The sequence below is a fragment of the Vibrio sp. 10N.286.51.C3 genome, assembly GCF_003050065.1.
Taxonomy (GTDB): Bacteria; Pseudomonadota; Gammaproteobacteria; order Enterobacterales; family Vibrionaceae; genus Vibrio; species Vibrio crassostreae.
In genome coordinates this window covers 89,654-109,483 of sequence record NZ_PIGC01000004.1, presented here as the reverse complement: position 1 = coordinate 109,483, position 19,830 = coordinate 89,654, and the positions used below count along the sequence as shown (strand labels likewise).

At 45.5% G+C, this 19,830-nt stretch carries 18 protein-coding genes; 11 read left to right on the top strand and 7 right to left on the bottom strand.

Annotated elements, in window-relative coordinates; all coding sequences use genetic code 11:
• The first annotated feature begins 114 nt into the window (after positions 1 to 114).
• The 4 genes from ribH (at position 115) to pgpA (ending at position 2,648) form a co-directional block, all read left to right on the top strand.
• Positions 115 to 585, top strand: a complete 471-nt coding sequence (ribH, locus tag CWO27_RS05600; RefSeq protein ID WP_004741508.1) for a 6,7-dimethyl-8-ribityllumazine synthase — start codon at positions 115 to 117, stop codon at positions 583 to 585.
• Positions 585 to 1,052, top strand: a complete 468-nt coding sequence (gene nusB, locus CWO27_RS05595) for a transcription antitermination factor NusB (RefSeq protein WP_004734399.1) — start codon at positions 585 to 587, stop codon at positions 1,050 to 1,052. The genes ribH and nusB overlap by 1 nt, the downstream gene beginning before the upstream one ends.
• Positions 1,053 to 1,167: 115 nt before the next feature.
• On the top strand, positions 1,168 to 2,142 hold the full coding sequence (gene thiL / locus CWO27_RS05590) for a thiamine-phosphate kinase (RefSeq protein WP_048658104.1): 975 nt from the start codon (positions 1,168 to 1,170) through the stop codon (positions 2,140 to 2,142).
• On the top strand, positions 2,142 to 2,648 hold the full coding sequence (gene pgpA, locus CWO27_RS05585) for a phosphatidylglycerophosphatase A (protein ID WP_102432644.1): 507 nt from the start codon (positions 2,142 to 2,144) through the stop codon (positions 2,646 to 2,648). Before thiL ends, pgpA begins: the two co-directional genes overlap by 1 nt.
• Positions 2,649 to 2,760: 112 nt before the next feature.
• Here pgpA and dxs read toward each other — a convergent pair whose 3' ends face one another.
• From dxs to xseB, 3 genes are read right to left on the bottom strand one after another with little or no spacing between them, the layout of a single operon-like run.
• Positions 2,761 to 4,644, bottom strand: a complete 1,884-nt coding sequence (gene dxs / locus CWO27_RS05580; protein WP_107898685.1) for a 1-deoxy-D-xylulose-5-phosphate synthase — start codon at positions 4,642 to 4,644, stop codon at positions 2,761 to 2,763.
• Between the two features lie 21 nt (positions 4,645 to 4,665).
• A complete protein-coding gene (ispA, locus tag CWO27_RS05575) occupies positions 4,666 to 5,550 on the bottom strand; it encodes a (2E,6E)-farnesyl diphosphate synthase (protein WP_048664556.1) in 885 nt (294 codons plus the stop codon).
• Between the two features lie 20 nt (positions 5,551 to 5,570).
• On the bottom strand, positions 5,571 to 5,813 hold the full coding sequence (gene xseB / locus CWO27_RS05570) for an exodeoxyribonuclease VII small subunit (RefSeq protein ID WP_004734405.1): 243 nt from the start codon (positions 5,811 to 5,813) through the stop codon (positions 5,571 to 5,573).
• A 298-nt stretch (positions 5,814 to 6,111) separates the two neighbouring features.
• On the opposite strand from xseB, the gene pomA reads away from it, so the two are divergent.
• From pomA to rlmM, 7 genes are all read left to right on the top strand, one after another.
• A complete protein-coding gene (pomA, locus tag CWO27_RS05565; RefSeq protein WP_004734406.1) occupies positions 6,112 to 6,876 on the top strand; it encodes a flagellar motor protein PomA in 765 nt (254 codons plus the stop codon).
• A gap of 12 nt (positions 6,877 to 6,888) precedes the next feature.
• Positions 6,889 to 7,836: a flagellar motor protein MotB gene (locus CWO27_RS05560; RefSeq protein ID WP_017060777.1), complete on the top strand. Its 948-nt coding sequence runs from the start codon at positions 6,889 to 6,891 to the stop codon at positions 7,834 to 7,836.
• Positions 7,837 to 8,151: 315 nt separating this feature from the next.
• Positions 8,152 to 9,600: a tRNA uracil 4-sulfurtransferase ThiI gene (gene thiI, locus CWO27_RS05555; protein ID WP_048658100.1), complete on the top strand. Its 1,449-nt coding sequence runs from the start codon at positions 8,152 to 8,154 to the stop codon at positions 9,598 to 9,600.
• Between the two features lie 671 nt (positions 9,601 to 10,271).
• Positions 10,272 to 11,180, top strand: coding sequence for a transcriptional regulator GcvA (locus tag CWO27_RS05550; RefSeq protein WP_017063339.1), 909 nt, complete (start codon positions 10,272 to 10,274; stop codon positions 11,178 to 11,180).
• Entirely contained in the window at positions 11,173 to 11,796 is a 624-nt protein-coding gene (locus CWO27_RS05545) for an alpha/beta family hydrolase (RefSeq protein WP_102398338.1), read from the top strand. The genes CWO27_RS05550 and CWO27_RS05545 overlap by 8 nt, the downstream gene beginning before the upstream one ends.
• Positions 11,786 to 12,184, top strand: a complete 399-nt coding sequence (locus CWO27_RS05540; protein WP_017632369.1) for a DUF423 domain-containing protein — start codon at positions 11,786 to 11,788, stop codon at positions 12,182 to 12,184. Before CWO27_RS05545 ends, CWO27_RS05540 begins: the two co-directional genes overlap by 11 nt.
• Positions 12,181 to 13,272 (top strand): 23S rRNA (cytidine(2498)-2'-O)-methyltransferase RlmM, encoded by a 1,092-nt coding sequence (rlmM, locus tag CWO27_RS05535; RefSeq protein WP_017070491.1) that lies wholly within the window; start codon positions 12,181 to 12,183, stop codon positions 13,270 to 13,272. The genes CWO27_RS05540 and rlmM overlap by 4 nt, the downstream gene beginning before the upstream one ends.
• A 78-nt stretch (positions 13,273 to 13,350) precedes the next feature.
• Here rlmM and xni read toward each other — a convergent pair whose 3' ends face one another.
• The 4 genes from xni to CWO27_RS05515 all read right to left on the bottom strand — a co-directional run bounded on the left by xni (position 13,351) and on the right by CWO27_RS05515 (position 19,819).
• Complete coding sequence (xni, locus tag CWO27_RS05530) at positions 13,351 to 14,124, bottom strand: flap endonuclease Xni (protein ID WP_102432640.1); 774 nt, start codon at positions 14,122 to 14,124, stop codon at positions 13,351 to 13,353.
• A gap of 144 nt (positions 14,125 to 14,268) precedes the next feature.
• A complete protein-coding gene (ppnN, locus tag CWO27_RS05525) occupies positions 14,269 to 15,633 on the bottom strand; it encodes a nucleotide 5'-monophosphate nucleosidase PpnN (RefSeq protein ID WP_107898684.1) in 1,365 nt (454 codons plus the stop codon).
• 243 nt (positions 15,634 to 15,876) lie between these two features.
• Positions 15,877 to 17,442: a sensor domain-containing diguanylate cyclase gene (locus CWO27_RS05520; RefSeq protein WP_048664561.1), complete on the bottom strand. Its 1,566-nt coding sequence runs from the start codon at positions 17,440 to 17,442 to the stop codon at positions 15,877 to 15,879.
• Positions 17,443 to 17,560: 118 nt separating this feature from the next.
• Positions 17,561 to 19,819 carry a tetratricopeptide repeat protein gene (locus CWO27_RS05515; RefSeq protein ID WP_048658093.1) on the bottom strand — a complete coding sequence of 753 codons (2,259 nt, stop codon included), beginning with the start codon at positions 19,817 to 19,819 and terminating at the stop codon, positions 17,561 to 17,563.
• Positions 19,820 to 19,830 lie beyond the last annotated feature (11 nt).

Sequence of the window (19,830 nt, the reverse complement as noted above, 5' to 3'; positions counted from 1 at the left end):
TATCATCTTTACATTGCCGGTGTCTGTTCTTCTAAATTACCATTAGATATTGCTCACAGTTTTGTGCTAGAATCCGGCGATTCTCACTTGATGAAAATAGTTAAAGGAAGGCTTATGAAAGTGATCGAGGGTGGCTTCCCAGCGCCAAATGCAAAAATTGCTATCGTTATTGCTCGTTTCAACAGTTTTATTAACGAAAGTTTACTTTCTGGTGCAATCGATACTTTAAAGCGTCATGGACAAGTAAGCGAAGACAACATCACTGTTGTTCGTTGCCCTGGTGCAGTTGAACTTCCACTTGTAGCGCAGCGCGTTGCAAAAACAGGCAAGTTCGATGCGATTGTATCTCTTGGTACAGTAATTCGTGGCGGTACACCTCACTTTGACTATGTTTGTAGTGAATGTAATAAAGGTTTGGCACAAGTGTCTCTGGAATACTCTCTTCCAGTAGCGTTTGGTGTTCTTACTGTTGATACGATCGATCAAGCTATTGAACGCGCAGGAACCAAGGCTGGTAATAAGGGTGCAGAAGCAGCACTTAGCGCACTTGAGATGATCAACGTTCTTTCTGAAATCGATTCCTAATGGGGGCCAGTGTGAAACCAGCCGCACGTCGTAACGCACGTCAATTTGCTCTACAAGCAATTTATTCTTGGCAAATTACTAAAGAAAATATTGCTACCGTTGAAGAACAGTTCTTATCTGGTGGTAAGTATGATGAAGAAGAGCATCATGCTGCAGAACCTGCACTTGCTATGCCAGAAACAGACGTTGCATACTTCCGCGACCTGCTAACTGGTGTTGCTCTTAGCCACATGGAACTTGATAGCAAGCTTCGTCCATTCGTATCTCGCCCTATGCAAGATCTGGATCTGATGGAACTAGCGCTTCTACGTTTAGCTATGTACGAGATGACTCGTCGCGAAGATGTACCATACAAAGTGGTTATCAACGAAGCTATCGAGCTTGCGAAAGTATTCGCAGCAGAAGACAGCCATAAGTTTGTTAACGGTGTGCTTGATAAAGCTGCACCGCACGTTCGTAAGAAATAAGACGTTCGTATATTGAATCTAAAGGTCAGCTTTTATGCTGGCCTTTTTTGTAACTAAATTTCTGTAATCTCCATAATTACGGTGATTTATATGAAGACTAAAGATAGGGCATGTGATGTCTGGCGAATTTAACCTGATTGAAAAATATTTTGTAAATCGACAACCACAACGTAAAGATGTACATCTGGCTGCGGGTGATGATTGTGCTTTGGTCAAAGCGCCAAGCAATGTTGAGATAGCGATCAGTACGGACACCTTAGTGGCTGGTACCCATTTCTTGGCTGAGGCTAATCCTGCATGGGTAGCACATAAAGCCTTGGCGTCTAACATTAGCGACCTGGCTGCTATGGGGGCGACGCCTGCTTGGGTTTCATTTGCGTTAACCATGCCTGAGGTGGATGAGGCATGGCTTGCTCCTTTCTGTGACTCCTTTTTTAAACTCGCAGACTACTTTGGTATCCAGTTAATTGGTGGTGACACAACTAAAGGACCACTAAGCCTGACATTGACTGTACAGGGCTTTGTTCCTGAAGGACGAGCACTGCGTAGAGATGGCGCTAAAGTGGGTGACTGGATTTACGTAACAGGTAGCCTAGGTGACAGTAAAGCTGGCCTCGAAGTGCTACTTAACCCTGAACAGAACAAAGCTAAGCCTTATGCACTTGAGCTTGAAGAGAGACACTACATCAGCTCTCCACGAGTGCTCGCGGGCCAGGCGCTCGTTAATCTAGCTTCGTCTGCTATTGATATCTCTGACGGCGTGATTGCTGACCTAAAGCATATCCTGAAGCGTTCAGAGGTTGGTGCAAGCATTGATGTGAGTTGCCTTCCTATCTCTCCAGAGCTGCGCCAGTTTGCTTCTGATGTCGCTTCGGCTCAACAGTATGCGCTCACCAGTGGTGAAGAGTACGAACTGTGCTTTACTGTGCCGGAAGAGAATAAAGGGTCATTGGAAAGTGCTTTGTCACACACTGGCACAAAAGTCACCTGCATTGGCCAGATAAGACCTGTAGAATATTTTGAATTACACAATAATGGTGAACCACTGAGTTGGAACTTAACTGGTTACGATCACTTTAAGGTTAATTGATGACAAACCCACTTTCTCTTATTTCTCTTAAAAACCCTTGGCATTTCTTAGCAACGGGTTTTGGTAGTGGCTTATCGCCTATTATTCCCGGCACCATGGGTACGCTCGCGTCTATTCCATTGTACTTATTGTTGGTTCAGCTACCGTTCCCTGCTTACGTTGCTGTGGTGGTTGTAAGCTGCATTATTGGTATTAAGATCTGCCAAGTAACGTCTGATGATATGGGCGTGCATGACCACGGTTCTATCGTTTGGGATGAGTTTTCGGGCTTTTGGATCACCATGAGCTTGGTGCCGATGCTGAATATCCCTGCTGATGACTGGAAATGGCTTCTGACTGGTTTTGTGCTTTTCCGCTTCTTTGACATGGTAAAACCATGGCCGATTGGTTGGTTAGATGCGCGAGTTCATGGTGGTTTGGGTATCATGATTGACGATATTGTGGCGGGTATTATGGCGTCGATTTCGTTGTATGCCGTAGCGCATTTCGCAGGTTGGTTAGTGTGAGTTAGCTGAAGGCTTAGTTGGTGGTACACCAAACTAATTAACGGATACTAAAAAGGTTGACCCTAGGGCCAACCTTTTTTGTTTTGTCGTTTATGCCGCTTGCTTGTGAAAGTTATTTAGCAAGGTAGTCAGAAATAGACTTCTCAATCCCTTTCGCGTCTAAGCCTAGCTCTTCATGTAGCTCGCCTTGAGTGCCTTGAGCAATGAACTTGTCAGGTAGGCCAAGGTTCAATACTGGCATCAGTAGTTTCTCTTGCATCAAGAATTCAATCACACCTGCGCCCGCACCACCTGCGATCGCATTCTCTTCGATAGTAACCAGTACATCGTGGTCAGCAGCAAGTTGCTTGATCAGGGTTTCGTCTAACGGTTTCACAAAACGCATGTCTGCAACTGTCGCATCGATAGCGTCAGCGGTTTGAAGTGCACTTTCTAAGAAGGTACCGAAGCTTAGGATAGCGACTTTCGAGCCATCTTTTGCTTTTGCACTTTCGCGAACGATGCGACCTTTACCAATCTCAAGCGCAGTAAACTCACTTTGGATCTCAGTACCCATGCCATTACCACGTGGGTAACGAACGGCACTTGGACCTGTGTGTTGGTGGCCTGTGTAAAGCATTTGGCGACATTCGTTTTCGTCACTTGGTGCCATGATCACCATGTTTGGAATACAACGCATAAAGCTTAAGTCGAACGCACCTTGGTGTGTTTGACCATCGGCACCGACAAGACCTGCACGGTCAATCGCGAACATGACCGGTAGATCCATGATAGCTACATCGTGGATCAACTGATCGTAGCCACGTTGTAGGAAAGTCGAGTAGATAGCCACAATCGGTTTATCACCCGCAATCGCCATACCGGTTGCTAGCGTCACAGCGTGCTGCTCAGCAATAGCAACGTCGAAGTATTGTTCTGGATATTCTTTAGAGAAACGTACCATGCCAGAGCCTTCACGCATTGCAGGCGTGATCGCCATCAGCTTAGGATCTTGCGCGGCCATATCACACAGGAAGTCGCCAAAAATCTTAGAGAAAGTTGGTTTAGAGCTGGTGCTCTTAGGCAGACTTGAGTGTGCTGGATCGAATTTCGGTACGCCGTGGTAACCGATTGGATCTTTCTCTGCTGGCTCGTAACCTTTGCCTTTCTTAGTCATGATATGCAGGAACTGAGGGCCTTTAAGGTCTCTCATGTTCTTCAGCGTTTTAATCAGCTCATTCACATCGTGCCCATCAATTGGACCAATGTAATTAAAGCCTAACTCTTCAAACATGGTGCCAGGAACAACCATGCCTTTTAGGTGTTCTTCTGTACGACGAACCAGCTCTTTAATCGGCGGAACGCCAGATAGCACTTTCTTGCCGCCCTCACGAATAGACGTGTAAAGACTGCCAGAAAGAACTTGAGCTAGGTGGTTGTTCAGAGCTCCTACGTTTTCAGAGATCGACATCTCGTTATCGTTAAGGATAACCAGCATGTCATTGTGAATATCGCCCGCGTGGTTCATAGCTTCGAATGCCATACCCGCAGTAATCGCGCCATCGCCAATCACACTCACGACTTTACGGTTCTTGCCTTCTTTCTTTGCACTGATAGCCATACCAAGTGCAGCACTGATCGAAGTTGAAGAGTGACCAACCGAAAGGGTGTCGTATTCGCTCTCTTGACGCCATGGGAATGGGTGTAGCCCATCTTTTTGACGGATAGTTGACAAGCGGTCGCGACGACCAGTAAGAATTTTATGCGGGTATGCTTGGTGGCCAACATCCCAAACCAACTGGTCAAAAGGTGTGTTGTACACGTAGTGCAGAGCAACGGTTAGCTCTACTGTACCTAAGCCTGACGCTAAGTGACCACTTGATTGGCTCACCGAGTTAAGAAGGTAGGTACGTAATTCATCACAAAGCTGTGTAAGCGTCTCTTTCGGGAGGAGACGCAAATCCTCTGGCTTATCAGCTAAAGCAAGAGTTGGGTACTTTGATATATCAAGAGTCATAGGTAATGCGCGCTTATTGTCTTAGTTCTTGCGCTCGATGACGTATCGGGCGAACTCTTCGAGTAACTGGGTATTGTATGGGATTGCAGCCAAAGCTTGAAGCGCTTCCTGTAGCAGAGTTTGCGCTTTTTCTTGAGCGCCCTCTAAACCTAGCAAAGAAGGGTAGGTGCTTTTGTTTAATTCTTGGTCAGAACCCTGTGGTTTACCCAAAGTTTCAGTATCGCTGGTGATATCTAAAATATCATCTTGAACCTGGAATGCTAATCCAATGGCATCGGCGTACTTGTCTAATTGAGGCATCACTTCAAACGCTTTTTCGCCAGCAGCGAGTGCACCTAAACGAATCGCACATTTCATTAGAGCGCCCGTTTTATTGCGGTGAACTTCTTCTAACTCTTCTAGCGTGACAGAGCGGTTTTCAGCTTCAATATCAAGTGCTTGTCCAATACACATACCTTGTGCACCAGAGGCTTCAGCTAGGCGTTGAATCATTCGAACGCGATTGCTTTCCCCGTCAGCACTTAATGTGCCTTCCGCAAGTATAGTAAACGCGAGAGTTTGTAGTGCATCGCCCGTTAAAATTGCCGTTGCTTCATCGTATTTGATGTGGCAAGTCTGATGGCCACGACGCAGTTCATCGTCATCCATAGCTGGAAGGTCGTCGTGAATCAGAGAATAGGCATGAATACATTCGATTGCAGAGGCTGGAGTATCGAGTTCTTCAGCGGAGCAGCCGAGCATTTCCCCTGTAATGTAGACAAGAAATGGACGTGCGCGTTTACCGCCTAAAAGTAACCCATAACGCATCGCGTTGATCAGGTTCTGATTTTGGTGTGGCAGGCGATCAAGCCAAAGGTTCAGTTGCTCGTTATTACGTGCTTGATAAGACAATAAAGTCTCGATCATAGGGGATCTCATACAATTCGTTATTCTGGTTGTGGGTTAAAGTCACTAAGTTCTGCGTTTTCATCATTTTGCAGTAGGATGCTAACACGCTGTTCAGCATCGTTTAGTTTGCTTTGACCGGCACGAGCGAGGGAGATACCTCGTTCGAACTTCTTCAGCGCATCATCTAAAGCTAGATCACCATTTTCTAGTTGATCAACCAAGCCATCAAGCTCTTCGATTGCTGCTTCAAAGCTCATATTTTCAGGTTTCTTAGTAGCCATAATAAATCTGCGTTTGGAAAGATGAACGAACGTTACCCTAGGCCGCTAAGATGGTCAAATGTAACCAAGAAATTTTGCTAGAAAGTTTGTTTTTAAGGGGCTTGAACTCACTTTGCTTGAATAACCTTAGCTTTATCGAGTTTATGCGCTACCTATAAGAGCAAAGTAAGCCAATAGTTGGGATTCAAAAACGAAAAGTGTGATACTTAGGCCAAGAATTTACTAAAAGATCTTATAGTCTTGCCGATACAAAGATTATCGTCGACATAGAGCTACAAAAAAGCATGAGGAGTGCTCAGTGGATTTAGCAACCCTAATAGGTTTGATTGGTGGATTTGCCTTTGTAATCATGGCAATGATCCTAGGTGGAAGCCTCGGGATGTTCTATGACACGACATCCATTTTGATCGTGGTTGGTGGCTCAACCTTTGTTGTTCTGATGAAGTTCACCATGGGGCAGTTCTTTGGTGCGACTAAAATTGCAGGCAAAGCCTTCATGTTTAAAGCCGATGAACCTGAAGATCTTATCGCTAAAGTGGTAGAGATGGCGGATGCAGCGCGTAAAGGTGGCTTCTTAGCACTCGAAGAGATGGAAATCAGTAACAGCTTCATGCAAAAGGGCATCGACCTGTTGGTAGATGGCCATGATGGAGATGTAGTACGTGCAGCATTGCAAAAAGACATCGCATTAACGACTGAACGTCACGAGCAGGGCGCGAAAGTGTTCTCTGCATTTGGTGATGTTGCTCCTGCGATGGGTATGATTGGTACCTTGGTTGGTCTGGTTGCCATGCTTTCGAACATGGATGATCCAAAAGCGATCGGTCCTGCGATGGCGGTAGCACTTTTGACCACTCTGTACGGTGCGATTCTTTCGAACATGGTGTTCTTCCCAATTGCTGACAAGCTTGCGCTACGTCGTGACCAAGAGACACTTAACCGTCGTCTAGTTATGGATGGTGTACTGGCTATTCAAGATGGTCAGAACCCACGAGTTATTGATGGTTACCTCAAGAGCTACCTCAACGAAGGTAAGCGCACGATTGATGGTGAACCCGCGTAAGAGGAGTTTAAGATGGATGAAGAGAATCCATGTAAATGTCCTCCTCCGGGGTTACCTCAATGGATGGGGACATTTGCTGACTTGATGTCACTGCTGATGTGTTTCTTCGTACTGCTGCTCTCATTTTCTGAGATGGACGTACTGAAGTTCAAACAGATCGCTGGCTCGATGAAATTCGCGTTTGGTGTACAAAACCGCTTGGAAGTGAAAGACATTCCTAAAGGCACCAGCATTATTGCACAAGAGTTCCGCCCTGGTCGCCCAGAGCCAACACCTATTGATGTGATCATGCAGCAGACTATTGATATTACGCAGCAAACGCTTGAGTTTCATGAAGGTGAATCTGAGCGAGCTGGCGGCACCATGCGTGACCAAGGCAAGATGACCGGAGGCAAGTCGCCAGAGGTTTCGACTCACGACAATCAAAATTCTGAGTCAGACCAACAGCAACAACAAGCTGAAGCTCAATCGCAAGAGATGGAAACCTTGATGGAAAGCATCAAGAAAGCGTTGGAACGAGAAATCGACCAAGGCGCGATTGAGGTGGAAAATCTTGGCCAGCAGATTGTTATTCGAATTCGTGAGAAAGGCGCATTCCCATCGGGTTCTGCTTTCTTACAACCTAAATTTCGCCCATTGGTGAGACAGGTCGCTGAACTAGTAAAAGATGTACCGGGCATTGTCCGAATCTCAGGACATACCGATAACCAACGTCTTGATTCAGAGCTTTATCGCTCAAATTGGGACTTGTCATCACAGCGAGCAGTGTCTGTTGCTCAAGAGATGGAGAAGGTTCGTGGGTTTTCTCATCAACGCTTGAGAGTGCGTGGCATGGCCGATACTGAGCCAGTCGAGCCGAACGATACTGAATGGCAACGTAGCCTTAACCGCCGCGTTGAAATCAGCATCATGCAGGGTGAACCGCTTTACAGTGATGAAGTGCCTGTTATTAATGAGTAGCCGATATGTGCACGCGGTAGTGAACAGATAGCATCGAAAGCCCAACCTTACAATGAGGTTGGGCTTTTTGTTTGCTGGTCTTCAATCATCTCTCTGCTGTATTTATGTCGTTTCGAAACCTGCTACTTTTAATAACAGGCAGTTTAATGATGGTGTTGCAGCAAGCACTCTTTTCCTTGCTTCACTTTCTCATGTATAATTCGCGCCCTTAGATTTAGATATGATCTATTCTTGCTTCAAGTGCTGGGTAAATTCTCTAATTTGTTTGGCGATGAGCGTTTTCAAAATTTTGAACATTAATGTTGTGAAAGTACTATGAAATTTATTGTTAAGCCCCATCCGGAAATTTTTGTAAAAAGTGAATCGGTGCGTAAGCGCTTCACAAGGATTCTAGAGTGCAACATTCGTAACGTTATTCAACGTCGCTGTGAAAGTGTTGCGGTATTCAACCGTCGCGATCATATAGAAGTGACGTCTGAGAGTGACCAGTACTACACAGAAGTGTTAGAGGCTCTGACTCACACTCCAGGTATTCACCACTCTCTTGAAGTACAACAGTCTGAATTCAAAGACTTGCACGATATTTACGAGCAAGTACTAGAACGCAGCCGTGCTGACATTGAAGGCAAGACTTTCTCTGTTCGTGCTAAGCGTCGTGGTAAGCATGACTTTACATCTATTGAACTTGAACGCTACGTAGGTGGTGGTCTAAACCAAGCCGTTGAGTCAGCGAAAGTTCGACTTAAGAACCCTGATGTAACCGTTAAGGTTGAAGTGGCTAACGATAAGCTAAACCAAGTTCTAGCTCGCCATAAAGGCCTAGGTGGTTTCCCTCTTGGTACTCAAGAAGACCTACTGAGCTTGATCTCTGGTGGTTTCGACTCTGGTGTTTCAAGCTACCTGCACATCAAGCGTGGCTCTAAGGTTCACTACTGTTTCTTCAACCTTGGTGGCCCAGCGCACGAGATTGGCGTTAAGCAAGTAGCTCACTACCTATGGAACAAATACGGCTCATCTGCAAAGGTGAAGTTCATTTCTGTAGATTTTGAACCCGTGGTTGCTGAAATCCTAGAGAACGTTGAAGACGGCCAAATGGGCGTTGTTCTTAAGCGTATGTTCATGCGTGCTGGTGGTATGGTTGCAGAGCGTTTCGGTATTGAAGCGCTAGTAACGGGTGAAGCACTTGGTCAGGTTTCTAGCCAAACGCTAACTAACCTTCGCCACATCGACAACGTGACTGATACTTTGATTCTTCGTCCGCTTATCAACTGGGACAAAGAAGACATCATTGACCTTTCTCGTATCATCGGTACTGAAGACTTCGCTAAAGTAATGCCTGAGTACTGTGGTGTTATCTCTAAGAAGCCAACAGTGAAAGCGAAGAAAGGCAAACTGGAAGCAGAAGAAGCTAAGTTTAACTTTGAAGTGCTGGATCAAGTGATCGAGAACGCTCGTGTTATGGATATCCGTGACATCGAGAAAGAGAGCCAAGAGCAAGCGCCTGAAGTTGAACAAGTTCAAGCTGTTGCTGAGCACGCTATCGTTCTTGATATCCGTAGCCCAGAAGAAGAAGACGAAAGCCCACTAGAGATCGATGGTGTTGAAATTAAACACATTCCGTTCTTCAAGCTTTCGACTCAGTTCGGTGACCTAGACCAAGATAAAGAGTACTTGCTGTACTGTGACCGTGGTGTAATGAGCCGTCTACAGGCGCTCTACCTACAAGAGCAAGGCTTCCATAACGTTAAGGTTTACCGCCCATAGTGGAGTGTTGACCAACCGTTAATCATTTGCAAAGCCGCTTACTGAAAAGTAAGCGGCTTTTTTATTTTCTATTGTGAATGATTTACAGTAGTCAGACAGAGTCGTGAGTTTGGGCGTCCTATCGTCATGCTCAGATTCAAAATTTTTGATTGATAGAGAGAGTGAGCTCTAAACAGGTTTATAAGTACCGAAGAAGTGTGAGTATCTTGAAGTATTCTGTTACTTTTTAGTGCAACTCAATGGTGCTGTTTGTATGTGTTCAGTTGATTATTTGAGTGGGTATCTGATTCTGTGATTAGTGATGAAAAATAATAAAGATTAATTAGCACAGCTATTGATAAACTTGTTGTTACATTTCTTTGCACATAAAAAAACACCGCCCATAAGGCGGTGTAAACAAATTTGACAGACAGGTCAAAATAAATACAGGAAGTACATGCCTCGTTTCAGTATAGAACTGCAACAAAACATTTGGTAGAACTCTACCCAACTCGAAAAGAACGAGTTTGCAAACACAACATCGCAGGAGCTAAGCCAATTGATTCTAGAGAGAATCAAGCCGTTCAGGCTAGCTGCTGCGGGATGAAATATAGAATTTCTCTGGCCGCTAGGCAATGGACAAATTATAATGTTTCAGATAAAAAAAACTAATGCTTATTTAGAGAGTAACTATGTCTCGTCGATTACCCCCATTAAACTCGCTAAGAGTGTTTGAAGCTGCTGCTCGACACTTGAGTTTTACGCGTGCCGCAGAAGAGTTGTTTGTTACTCAAGCGGCGGTCAGTCATCAGATCAAAGCGCTTGAAGAATTCTTATCTTTGAAGCTGTTTCGCCGAAGAAACCGCTCTTTGCTGCTGACTGAAGAAGGCCAAAGCTACTTCTTGGATATCAAAGATATTTTCACATCACTGGCAGAAGCGACGGACAAAGTGCTTGAGCGAAGTGAAAAGGGCGCATTGACCATCAGTTTACCGCCGAGTTTTGCCATTCAATGGTTGGTACCAAGGCTTGCCGACTTTAATCAGCAAGAACCTGACATTGATGTAAGAATCAAAGCCGTTGATATGGATGAAGGTTCGCTGACTGATGATGTAGATGTGGCTATTTACTATGGCCGAGGTAATTGGTCAGGGCTTAGAGCCGATAAGCTTTACCAAGAATACTTGATCCCTCTTTGCTCACCTTCCGTGCTGCTAGGAGCTAAACCATTAGAATCTCTCAGCGATTTGGCATGTCATACGTTACTGCATGATACTTCTCGAAAGGATTGGAAACAGTTTGCTAAGCAAAATGGCATTGACGGGGTTAATGTTAATCACGGTCCTATCTTCAGTCACTCAACCATGGTGCTGCAGGCGGCTGCTCACGGCCAGGGGATTGCTCTTGGTAACAATGTGTTGGCGCAGCCTGAAATCGAAGCAGGTCGTTTGATTGCGCCTTTTGATGAAGTGTTGGTGAGTAAGAACGCCTTCTATGTGGTTTGTCATGAGAAACAAGCTGACATGGGTCGTATCGCCACTTTCCGTGACTGGATGCTAGCGAAAGCGCAAAGTGAACAAGAGGACTTACTCGATGAATAACGTCATCATTGATGGTGAAAACAACCCAATCACCTTTATCTTCGCTCACGGCGCGGGTGCCGGCATGGACCACGAGTTCATGCAGTCAGTGACAAAAGGGTTGACCTTTAAAGGGATACGAGTGATTCGTTTCAACTTCCCTTACATGATCAAGCGTGCTGAAGATGGCAAGCGTCGCCCACCTGACAGAGCCCCTAAGCTCCTTGAAGCCTACCAAGAGATCATAGAGCAATGCGACGCTGATAAGCTTGTGATTGGTGGTAAGTCGATGGGAGGGCGCATGGCGAGTCATTTGTCTGAAGTTGATAAAGTGGCAGCGATGGCGTGCTTGGGTTTTCCTTTCCACCCTCCGGGCAAACCAGAGAAATACAAAGGCGAACATCTCGCTGAGTTAGCTAAGCCGTGTCTTATTTTACAAGGCGAGCGCGATACCTTTGGTAAGCGAGAAGAGTTTGCTGACTTCAATCTATCGGATTCAATTCGAGTTGAGTTTATTCCCGATGGCGACCATAGTTTTAAGCCTCGTAAGAGTTCTGGTTACACCGAACAGCAGAATATTGCGTTAACCGTTGAGAAGTTGTCAGCGTTTATCAAAGAGGTGCTCAATGAAAAGTAAGTATTTACTCACTTTTGCAGGCATTTCTGGTGCGATCGCTGTGATGCTTGGGGCATTCGCCGCGCACGGTTTGAAGGCTATCTTGCCAGAGTATCTTTTAGGTGTGTTCGAGACCGGTGTTCAGTACCAATTTATCCATACTCTAGCGATATTGGCGTGTGGTGCTCTGCTACAGATGAAACTTGGCGCTAAATCACAAAAATATTTTTTCATTGCGGCAATTTGCTTTATCATCGGCATCCTTTGTTTTAGTGGCAGCCTTTATGGCTTAGCACTGACTGGAATAAAATGGTTTGGCCCTATAACACCGTTTGGTGGTCTACTATTTATCATTGGTTGGGGAGTCTTCTCCTTCGCTGCTTTGAATATAAAAGAGGTAACTCAGTGAAACACGTACTACTTTATTGTCGCTCTGGTTTTGAAAAAGAATGTGCTGGCGAAATTCAAGACAAGGCAACACAACTGGAAGTGTTTGGTTTTCCTCGCCTAAAGAACAATACAGGCTTTGTATTGTTTGAATGTTACCAAGCAGGTGAAGCGGACAAGTTGATTAAAGAGATCGACTTCCAATCACTGATCTTTGCTCGTCAGATGCTAGCAGTGGCAGTTGAAATCAAAGACCTGCCAACCGATGACCGTATCTCTCCAATTCTTGAAGCGCTTTCTGAAAAAGAAGGTTTCCCTCGTTGTGGTGATATCCGTATCGAAACACCAGATACTAACGAAGCAAAAGAGCTTTTGAAGTTCTGCCGTAAGTTTACTGTGCCGATGCGTCAAGCGATGCGTGGTAAAGGCCTGATGACAGCGAAAGATAACGCTAAGAAGCCTGTGCTTCATTTATGCTTCATCGCTCCGGGTCACTGCTTTGTGGGTTACTCTTACCCAACCAATAACTCACAGTTCTTTATGGGGATCCCTCGTCTGAAATTCCCATCAGATGCGCCAAGCCGTTCTACATTGAAGCTAGAAGAAGCATTCCACGTATTCATACCTCGTGATGAGTGGGACGAGCGTCTGGCTCCAGGTATGTGGGGTGTTGATTTAGGTGCATGTCCAGGTGGTTGGACTTACCAATTGGTTAAGCGCTCGATGTTCGTTCACTGTGTTGATAACGGCATGATGGCAGACAGCCTAATGGAAACGGGTCAAATTAAGCACCACATGGTGGATGGCTTTAAGTTTGAACCAGACCGTAAGAACGTAACTTGGATTATCTGTGACATGGTTGAGAAGCCAGCGCGCGTTGCACACCTTATGGGTGAGTGGATTATCAAAGGCTGGGCGAAAGAAGCACTATTCAACCTTAAACTGCCTATGAAAGGCCGTTACGATGAAGTACTGCAAGATATCGAGAACCTAAAAGTGTTCCTTATTGAGAATAAAGTGAAGTTCAAGATGCAGGCTAAGCACCTTTACCACGATCGCGAAGAGATCACGGTTCACATTCAGGCGCTTTCAAACATCTCACCGCACTAATATTTACGTTAGGGTGTCAGTGAAAAAATGCTCCTTTAAGGAGCATTTTTTGTATCAATACCATCGAGTCACAGCGACTTAAGCGTGTGCTTCGTAGCGAATATCTTGCAGATTGAACCCTAAATCGATATCGGTTTTGAGTGCCGATACTTGCTTACATACACGAGCGGATTCGATGTGCTCGTCGAACTTCTTACGGTATTTTTTCGGTAGATCTTCTGCTTGGTAGGCCGTTTCAATATCTGGGTAGGTGGTTAATATCTCTTTGGCTGCTTTTGGTCCGACACCTGGAATTCCCGGTACTTGGCTAGAGCTGACACCTGTTAAACCCCAGTAATCCGCCAGTTGTTCAGGCTTAACGCCAAACTCAGCTTCGATAAAGGGTTTGTCTAGCCAACGGTGCTGGAAGTAATCTCGGATCTGTAGAGTAGGTGATAGCAGTTGGCAATACCCTTTATCTGTCGAGATGATGGTGACGGTTTCTCCGTGGTCAGCCACTTTCTTTGCCAGTGTTGCGACTAGGTCATCCGCTTCATCGCCATCAGACAGCAGTGAATCAATGCCTAATTCCCACCAAGCTTGTTGGATAGCATCAAGGCCTTTCATTAATGGCTCTGGCATCGGTTTGCGGTTCTGCTTATAAGCAGGGAGCACATCTGCGCGCCAGCCACGGTCTTGTAAATGGTGATCAAATACCGCGATGATGTGGGTGGGTTTTGATTCATTCAGAATCTTATTGAGAGTGCGAGTTGTCGTGGTGATGGTTCTTGCTATATCGGTTGGGTCCGGCTGAACAGAGTGCACGCGTCGGATGAGGTTTAAGGCATCGATAATAACAAGATGGATAGACATAAGTTTCCACTAAATAGGCAATAAAAAAGGGGCTGCTAGCCCCTTATAGTAACGTATCACTTGGTGAGTTGAAACGTTAGCGACGTATACGTCAGGACTTGTTTAGTTTTACGCTTGTCACCTGTTATCAGTCGCTTGCTATTATTAGCTACTAGACACAATCTTATAGCAAGGCACGTAGTCCGTACCACCCGGTAGCTTCATTCGATGTTGCTCCACAAAGTCATTCAGCAGTTGGTCCATTTTGGCCATTAGCTCTTTGTCGCCATCAATCAGGAATGGACCGTGCTTCTCGATCTCCAGAATACCCTCAGCTTTGACGTTACCTGCGACAATACCTGAGAACGCTTTACGTAAATTAGCGGCTAGGCTCTCTGTTTTTTGGTCCATATGAAGATCAAGCGCCGCCATAGATTCGTGTGTCGGATCGAATGGCAGTTGGAACTCAGGCTCAATATGCAGTGACCAGTTGTAGCTGTAGGCATCGCCGGTCTCTTTACGGTGAGAGCGCACATCTGGCATCGCTTGTTTCATGATTTTCGCAGCGCGAGCAGGATCATCAATCACGATCTCATAATGCTTCTGCGCGTCAGGCCCTAAGGTTTCACCGATGAACTTATCGATAGAGCGGAAGTAGGCTTCACTCTCTTTCGAGCCGGTTAAGACAATCGGCATTGGTTGTTCGGCGTTATTCGGGTGCATCATGATCCCTAAGATGTACAGTAGCTCTTCGGCCGTGCCGGGTCCGCCTGGGAAAATGATGATGCCATGCGCCATACGAACGAATGCCTCAAGACGCTTCTCGATATCTGGCATGATCACCAGCTCATTCACGATTGGGTTTGGTGGCTCAGCGGCAATGATTGAAGGTTCTGTCAGCCCTAAGTAACGATGATCAGTATAACGTTGCTTAGCGTGACCAATAGCCGCGCCTTTCATTGGCCCTTCCATCGCACCCGGTCCACAACCGGTACAGATGTTCAGCTCACGTAGGCCAAGTTCATTACCCACTTCGCGAGTGTATTGGTATTCAGTGGCATTAATAGAGTGACCACCCCAACATACAATCAGGTTAGGCTCGATACCCGGTGTAAGTGCGCCTGCATTTCTCAGAATACCAAATACGAGGTTGGTAATGTGAGTGGCATTAGTCAGGTTGAGCCTTTGGTTATCTGCGAGGTGCATGTTGACGTAAACAATGTCACGCAGCACTGAAAATAGGTGCTCTTGGATACCTTTGATGATTTCACCATCGACAAAGGCATGCTCTGGAGGGTTGCTCAGCTCGAGTTTGATACCACGCTCACGTCGCACTACCTCAACATCAAACGATTGATACTTGTCGAGTAACTCTTTGGAGTTGTCGGTGTGGCTACCTGAGTTGAGTACCGCTAACGTACAGTTACGATACAGTTGGTACAGATCACTAGACGCGGTTTTCTTAAGACGCTCAACCTCAAGTTGAGAGAGTAAATCCATGCTACCGGCAGGGCTGATATGAGTGATCATAGTGCCTCCTTGTTGAAAAGAGCAGGGGACGTTGAAGTGACCCTCTGGCTCGAGAGTGAGAAGCAAACGTTGAAAGTGTTTGGTTAAAGGTGGGAGAGAGTTAACCAGACGAAACGGATACGACAGCGTTGCTTGCCAAGAATGCTTGTTAAGCGAATGTTAATCATTAGCTTAGCAAACATTGAGGGAAATGGTATGTGATAAGTATTTGAAAAAATGAAATAAATTAAATCTAAGGTTGGCTTAGTGCCAAACAAGTTGGTTAGTACCGCGTTGCTTTGCTTTGTTTAGCGTCTTATTGAGTCTCTCTAATACTTCTTCTGGTGTATCTGACTCTTTAAACTGAGTGCTTGCCGCACACAAGGTAATCGTGATTTGTTGGTCACGGAACTTAAAGGGCAAACGACTTACTTGAGTTTGGATGTTTTGAATGACCTGGTGGCAATATTCATCAGTTTGCTCAGGCAGCAATAAGACAAATTCTTCACCTGAAAAACGCGCCACAGTATCAGTGGTACCTGCTTCTTTGGTGATGGTTCTTGCGATGATTTTGAGTGCTTTGTCGCCCGCGGTATAACCAAAGCTATCGTTAATCGCTTTGAAGTTGTCTATATCGAGCAGCACTACTCTTAATGAGTGTTGCGCACGGATCCAGCGTCGATACTCAAGCTCTAAGCGATCAGTAAAGGCGGTGCGATTGTAAACCTTTGTCAGCGGGTCAAGCAGCATGCGTTGAGCCTGATCTTCCAAACGCTTACGGTAATCTTGGGTGACTTCATACAGTGAATCTAACTGAGTCTTTCCGTAATTCATTCTCTCTATTAGAGCTTGTTCTTTTTGCTCTGCGTGGTTCAATCTTTCCGAAAGAGAGGCTATTTCACTGAGCAGCGGGTTAATCGAGCGCTTTAAACTATCAATATCTTTTGCTTTCTCTACAGAGTTTTGGCTCTTAGTGACAAGTTCATTTAACTCAGAGTTAAGCCCTTGGCGGTGCTCAAAGTAGCTTTGGCTCTGGTCGGTATTTTGGTCTGCCGTTTTGATGCTGGAAGCTAGAGATGAATTAAGCTGATCAACAAATTGTTCAGACTTCTTACGTTCTAGGTTGGTGCCTTCAATGACCAGTTTGAGGATCTGAAGTGTCAACTCAAGTAGGTTTTGTGTGGAAACACCAAGCAGCAGCTTCGCTCGAATATCGGTAAGGAGATCACCCGATTCACCCTCGAAATCAAGTTCAGTGATCAGATGTTGTAATTCATTTGATAGGTCGGAAAGGAGCTCTTGTTCCGGAGAATACGTAGCGTCGGCAAAATGAGTGCGTGAGTTATTCGCCATAATCTTAATGGCACGCTCATAAATACCGAGAAGTTTCATGGCATGATCGACTTTTTGACTGCCATTGCATTCGGAGAAGCTAAGTAAGTTTCGTAGGTCGCGTTTAAGCTGCGCTGGAAGGCCTGTTATGCGCTGCAGCGTTTCCCCACTGTGCTTAATGCTATCGTCCAGATATCCGTTCTGTTTATCCATAGCCAACGTTTTCTGCTTAAGCATCCTTTCTAATACTGCCAGCTTTGGGATCATCGAGCTAATGTCTTTTTGCTTTTCTAGCTCTTCCCTAAGGGCAATGAGATTTTCATCTAAATGACTGTTACTGCCAACACATGCATCACTTAAAGATGTGACGATACGCTTTAGAACTTTCTGTTCTCTAATAAACTTGAACGAAGTGTCTCTTTGCGTCAAACGGACCTGCTCCAACTGAGATTTCAGCTGGTGGAGTTGCGCCTGAATGTCTTTTTCAAGAATGCCCATAGATGTATTAATTAGCGCCGCGTAGACCGATCTCGATCATTTTGATGAAATTCCGTTACATCGATAATAACAAAACTAAAAATAAGGTCACGACTTGCCGCTCTTAACCGCTCGCAAATCAGTCATCTTTTAGCATTTTTTTGATGTTGTCCTCATTCTGGTACGACGATTGTATTTTTATTAACCCTTGATTAATCGCATGTTTACACGCTTCTCTTATGTTACCAGTTGCAAGGCTCGCTGCTGGTGCATTATCGATAGCTTTTAGGTATACCCATTGGCTACTCCGCTCTTTGAGGCTGATCTCACGAGCTAGATTGGTCGACATCAATAATACGTCGAGCAACTCTTGATCGTTAATTGCGGTGTAAGCGCGTGGTAAAAACGGGTAGTCAGCGATGCCCATACGGACCGTTCGGTTGATGTTACGCTCTGTTTCGAAGTCATTCACCCAAGATTGAATTTTTCTGAACATGGCCTCAGGCGATAAATCACGGTCGGCGTTGGGCTCGATATAAAGCAGGTTCGCATCCGAGAAGTGGTAAACACGAGCTGGACCTTCAAGCTTAGATTTGAGGAATTCACCGAAAGCATCTTCCAGTTCTAAACCGGCTTTGTAACCGTTCTGCGTGTACATGTTGCGCAAGAACGGCAAATCAATCATCACAAAGCGCAAACGGTCGTTCAGTGGTTCATGAATCAATTCACCCATCTGCCATTGCTCAAAGGTTTGGCTGGTTTGCTCCAAAGAGTTTGAGAGCTTCGCATTGAGCATTCTTAGGTTAGGAAGCTTCGAACGCGAGTGCGTAAAGAGATCTGTGCGTAGTGAGTCCACTTCTTTGGCCAAGGTTTGAATGAGGTAGCCTCGGCGTAGCACAAAGAAGAACAAGACAATGCTGAACAAGAATAGGGCGAACGATATTTTTTGGAACTTACGATGCTCCAGTTTGTATTTTTCTAGCTCTTGCGCTTGGCCTGCATAGTGCAAGGTCTGCTCGGCAAACTCTTTCTGTTGGCGGAATGCATCTTCGCCAACACGGTTAAGTTTTTGCTGCTCTAAAGAAACAAGGCTGTTGTACTGCTTGAGGTTTGCTAGCGCCTGCTGTGGACGACCAGCCTGCTCATAACCTAAAGAAAGTAAGTAGTACGAGCGTTGTGAAAGGCGCATGTTTTCTATCTGGCGTGAGATCTCAAGTGCGCGTGTTGCATGCTTAATCACGTCTTCGCTTTCTTGCAGGTGATAAGCCAACCCAGCCGATAACAGTGCGGCACGACCTTCCAGCTTTGGTATGTCGGTGTATTCCAGCAGCTCAAGGGCACGTGTTAGGTACTGTTCTGCTAAAGGGTAATTATAAAGGCGTAGGTAAGTCGCTGATAGGCTTAGGCGAATATCAATGACTTCGTGGATATCTCGGTCAGTACTTTCGTGATCAAGAACGTTGAAGAAGTGCACCAGGGCAAGGTTATATTTCCCTTGATAGAAGTACACGTCACCCATTTTCTTAAGCACTTGCGCTAAGACAGGTGAGTTTTCAAAGTTATCATAGAAATCAGCAGCTTGAGAAAGGTGCTCTAGCGCTTTATCTAAAACTTGGCGCTCAAAGAAAAGCTGAGCAAGTAGGCGGTTTACCTTGGCCAAGCGTGAACTCAGGTTGCCTTCGACTGATTTCCAATAGCCATACAACAACTCAGACAGCGCGTGGTTGTACTCTTTGTGGGTCAGATAAAACTCACCGACTGAGATGTGGTAGTCGATGGTGACTTTTTCAGAGTAGCGCTGGTCGAGGTAGGTTTTGGCTTCTTGATAGAACTTCTCAGCTTCGTCGACCTTGTTGTCGTAAGAGGCGATGTCGGCTTTTAACATGATCAAGCGATAGGTGATGCCTTCCGTCAAGCGTAAGGTTTTATTCACCGATTCTAGGTTTGCTTCAATACCTGCTAGCTCTGATTTTGCTTTGGCTGATTTTCTATCATTAAGCCAAACCAAGCGAACTTTTAGGATCTGGAGATCCAGCTTTAGGTAATCAAGCTTATAGGTCTTCGCTAGCTCAGAGGCCTTTTCGATGTGCTTGATAGCAATGCGAATATTGCCAAGGTTGTACTCTGCTTTAGCTAAGATCTTATACGCATCGATACTGCTGTTTGGTGTTCGAATAGAAGAGTCTGTCTCTTCGCGAGAAATAGCAGAAGGGCTTTTCTCGCGTTGATCGGAAAGGACACGAAGCGTTAGGTAGCTGTTGGCCATTTGTTTTGCTTGGCTCGGCTCGATCTCAACCAAGTTATTGGCTTCATTGAGCAGCGCCGACGAGTAGACCGACGCATTAACCGATGTGCTTAAGCTTAAAATAAATAGGCTAACGACGTATAACCAACGCATTTCAATGTCCC